The organism is Leisingera aquaemixtae (genome assembly GCF_019801145.1).
GTDB classification, from domain to species: Bacteria; Pseudomonadota; Alphaproteobacteria; order Rhodobacterales; family Rhodobacteraceae; genus Leisingera; species Leisingera aquaemixtae_A.
This window is the reverse complement of the sequence record NZ_JAHVJQ010000030.1, coordinates 1-3,434: the sequence shown is the minus strand read 5'-3', so window position 1 is coordinate 3,434 and position 3,434 is coordinate 1. Positions and strand designations below refer to the sequence as shown.

Sequence of the window (3,434 nt, the reverse complement as noted above, 5' to 3'; positions counted from 1 at the left end):
CGGCCCATGACCGGGCCAAGGCAGAAGCCGCCCTGGCGCGCCAGACCAAGGCCGAGGCCGAGGCGCTGGTAGTCCAGCGCCAGAGCGAGCACCGCCGGGCCGAGCATGAGCTGGCACGCAGGCGGATCATAAAGGCGACGGCCTTCCGCAGGGCTTGACGTGCGCGCCCTGCTCCATAAAGGCTGCTATTGTCGGCGCAAGCGGATGAACCGGGTCGCTAGGGCTCAGGTCTGAGCGACTGCCCGCCGGTTTTTGTAAGCTGCTCCTGTCTTCAGCATTCCGAACCATATCTGGATCAATGCGCTTGGGCATGCTGCCGGATAGACTCAGCCTATCCTGATTGGAGATAGGAAAATGACCGATACAGATACTCAGCCCCGATCGAAGGGAAGGTTGACAAGCAGGGCCTTGGCCGTCTTCGGCGTAACCTTCTCATTCGCCGCCATTCTTGTCAGCGGCAGCATCCTGTTCTTTGCGCCCAAGGGGCAGGTCTCCAAAACCGCGGACTGGGATGCGCTGGGGCTGGGCAGGCAGGATTGGAGCGATCTCCATATCATCCTGGCGGCGCTGTTTATTGCGTTTTCCTTGTGGCACGCAGCGCTTCATTTCCACGTGTTCAAAACACTTGTCTTCGGCAGCAGGATGTCGCCGCAGGGCCACCGGGTCGAGGCACTGATTGCACTCGCGGCAGTTGCCGGCTTTACCGTTCTTGCACTTCTTCAGCTGCCTCCGGCCAGCTGGCTTCTCGAGCTCAACGAGCTTTTCAAGCATGAGTTCTGGGCCCGCTGAGATTTGGAGCCAACTGTCAGGGCCAGCCCAGGGCTGGCCGCAGCTTAGAGCGTGGTCTTTCTCCCCGGTTCCCCGAATGCGTCCTCCGCCGGGAGCCATCTGCAGCCCCGGCCTACTGCGACGGCACGCATCACATCTCCCGGACCTTTTGCGCGCCCATCATCTAGCAGTTTACCGGATCCTCCATACACTTGTTCTGACCGGTTTTTGACTAGATGCTGCGTCAGAAACAGAAATCCGCGTCGTCCGCTTCCGGGAAGCGCATGCACTCACCGACACAAACTGGTTTGCTACCAAGCAATTGGATGTGGGCTGCGCACCAGAAACCCCTTTCACTTCCATGGAAGGCGGTCACCGGCTTGGGGGTGGCCGTGCTGATCAGTGCGCAGACATTCCTCAGGCTGGTTTTACGGCAGGGTGACGGATAGCTGGGAAGAAGAGCGCCGCACTGCAACCGGCCAGGAGCAAATACTCCTTTCCTGCCATTCGACAAGGAACAGATCCACAAAGAAACAGTTGCTCGCTCCCCATATGAACGAGAAGGGCGGCGGCCGTAAACCCACCGCCGCGTGGCCCCTGCCGGGTGCCTTGGATGTCCGGGGCATTCGCTGTGCCTTCATGGATGCAAACTGGACCTGCAAGATCCCACTTGGCTGAACGCCGCAGCGGCGTAAGTCTTGCCCGGCCTCCAAGAAAGGGGCTGGTGCGCACAGTTATAGGGCATTCACCTCCCCCTCGGTCGCCAGCCGGAATAGACCCGGCCAGGTTATTTTCTTGCTCTGTAGCTGTGCCAAGGCACGACTTCGTGAAACTTGCCGCTGGCGGTTAATTCAGGAAGTTTTTTACTTTCCCGCACTGCAACATCGCCCAGTCCGTTATCACTAAGCACTTGTTTCACCGACTCGATGACGTCTTGAAAAACAAGCTCCGGCGCCGCCTCTTCGGCCAGTTGGATCCGCACTTCGAAATTTCTCTCGCCGGTCTGGACAAGCTGAATGCGCCGGGCTTGCTCGTGCTCCAAGTCAAAAACGAGCGGCGACAGCGCTACGTCGCCCACGCGAACGAGCGTCGCCTGGCGCCCTTCGACCTGAAAACTGCGAAACGGCGACCCGCAGGGACACGGGTCGGTGTGGAAGCGGACGCAGTCACCGAGATCATACCGGATGAAGGGTTGCACGTCATTGGCGAGCACCGTCAGCAGCACGGTTGACGAAACCGTGCCATCGGGAACCGGCCGCATCGCTTCGTCTACCGCCTCAAGAATGACCCAGTCTTCGTTAACATGCTTGCGCCCGCAGCTGCACTCGAACGAAAGCACCAGGCACTCGGTGCACCCATAAGTGTCGGCAATGCCGTATACCAGCCTGGGGAAGGCCCGCCGGACCCGGCCGCGGAGATCATCTGTGAGTGTCTCGCCGCCTGTACTGAAGAGCGCGGGCTCGGCCTGAAGCCGCCCGGCCTCCTTTTCCCGAACAAGAATGGCCAGCATGCTCGGATAGGTCACGATCCAGGCGACGTCCGGCATCGCATTGAGACTGTCTACAAGCTGGCCGACCGGCTGCTCTGCTTCGAGGAAGACCAAATTCTTCGCCAACCCCGGAAACAGCTGTTTCATCAGTTTGTTGAACCCGTTGCCGGCAAAGTGCCCATTGCCGCCGGTGATAGTGACTCTCAAGCCCCGCTTGCGGACATCCCGGAAAAGTTTCCAACGTTGCAAATCGAAGCGTGCCAGCGAAATTCCGTAAGCATACTCCACGAACGATGAGGGCATAACGATGATCGCCGGTTCGCCCGATGTTCCGGAGGTCTGGAAAATGGCAACATTTTCAATCGGAACACCGGCCTTCCGGATGTCCCGGAGATGTTCGCGGGCCCTGCCGAGCGGCAGAGAACGAATGGTCAGCCAGTCGTCGAATTTCTCCATGAGATCGGGCTTGCGGGTCACCGGCAAGTCGCGCAACTCGATCTCTCTTGATGGCCTCAGGTCCGCATAAAGCCTGCAAAACAAGGGGGAATCGCGCCGCACCTTTTCTACGAGGCGCCGCAGATTGCGGAGTTGCTTGGCTTCAATCCGCTTTCGTCCGCCCCAGCCTGTCCAAAGCCCTCCAACCAGGTAACCCAATGCTCTAAGAAGGCTGAAACGCATTTCTGCTGGCGCCCCCCCCTTGTATGCATCCGGCGTAAAGACCCGTGTGTTGCAGACTACGCCAATGTGCACCGCATCAATTGACCGCTGTCAATTCAGGAATCCTGGCGGACTGCAGTCAACTGTTCGAGTTTGCGGCCGCCGGGACCATTTCCACTGCAACCAGGGCCGAAGGGACGCACGGACGAGCTGACTTTCGTCGAATGCATCAGCAGCATCTATGACCTGCACCGCAGGCACTCGGCCCTGAGCTGCTTAGGCCCATTGGCTTTCGAGGCTCAGGCTGCGTTACTGAGAACTTGGAACGGCGCGCTAACGTGTCAGGTCCAAGAAGTCCTGCCACTCTCGGTGTGCTTCAATCGCCCCCCTGCCCTTCTGCGGCGGATTGATCAGGATCATCGCGCCCGGCCGCAGATCTGGTCTACTGGCTGACGCGGTGTGCATGCCCGCCTGCCGCGAACCAGCTCCCGGAGGCCCGCCATGCAACGCAAAACCTCTC

2 protein-coding genes are annotated in these 3,434 nt (G+C 59.7%); one reads left to right on the top strand and one right to left on the bottom strand.

What is annotated here, in order from left to right; translation table 11 throughout:
* Window positions 1-354: 354 nt before the first annotated feature.
* Window positions 355-789, top strand: a complete 435-nt coding sequence (locus tag KUW17_RS23100; protein ID WP_222482639.1) for a DUF4405 domain-containing protein — start codon at window positions 355-357, stop codon at window positions 787-789.
* Between the two features lie 766 nt (window positions 790-1,555).
* Here KUW17_RS23100 and KUW17_RS23095 read toward each other — a convergent pair.
* Window positions 1,556-2,935 (bottom strand): phenylacetate--CoA ligase family protein, encoded by a 1,380-nt coding sequence (locus KUW17_RS23095; protein WP_261397386.1) that lies wholly within the window; start codon window positions 2,933-2,935, stop codon window positions 1,556-1,558.
* Window positions 2,936-3,434: the final 499 nt, after the last annotated feature.

Coding starts and splice junctions, on each gene's coding strand:
- KUW17_RS23100 (WP_222482639.1), top strand. CDS start 355: ATGACCGATACAGATACTCAGCCCCGATCGAAGGGAAGGTTGACAAGC.
- KUW17_RS23095 (WP_261397386.1), bottom strand. CDS start 2,935: ATGCGTTTCAGCCTTCTTAGAGCATTGGGTTACCTGGTTGGAGGGCTT.